Raw genomic sequence first — 433 nt, 5'->3', positions numbered from 1 at the left:
GAATAATAAAATGATGCTAAAAAACGCTTAAACTACCTTATAACGTGTCCTGATAATGCTTAAAACGTTATATAATTACCAGCAGATTTTCACCAACCCACTCCCATACGAAAAGGAGCTCTCATGAGCGAATTGCAATTGTCTGACCGTGTCAACAACATCAAACCATCCCCTACCTTAGCAATCACCAATAAAGCCAAAGAGCTAAAAGCCTCAGGCAAAGATATCATTGGTCTAGGTGCTGGCGAACCTGATTTTGATACGCCAGAACATGTCAAAAAAGCAGCAATCGATGCCATCAATGACGGCTTCACCAAGTACACTGCTGTCGATGGCACCCCAGAGCTCAAAAAAGCCATCATTGAGAAATTCAAGCGTGATAACGACATCAGCTATGAGCCAAATGAAATCTTGGTATCGGTCGGTGGTAAGC

Annotated in this window: 1 protein-coding gene; it reads left to right on the top strand. The window is 42.3% G+C overall.

What is annotated here, in order from left to right:
* Positions 1-123 precede the first annotated feature (123 nt).
* Positions 124-433: aminotransferase class I/II-fold pyridoxal phosphate-dependent enzyme (locus AAEY75_RS14170; RefSeq protein ID WP_352259921.1), on the top strand; the 310-nt coding region annotated here is incomplete at its 3' end.

It is taken from the genome of Psychrobacter sp. TB55-MNA-CIBAN-0194 (assembly GCF_040309505.1).
GTDB classification, from domain to species: Bacteria; Pseudomonadota; Gammaproteobacteria; order Pseudomonadales; family Moraxellaceae; genus Psychrobacter; species Psychrobacter fozii.
The sequence above is the reverse complement of the archived record's forward strand: the minus strand, read 5'-3'. Positions and strand labels throughout refer to the sequence as shown.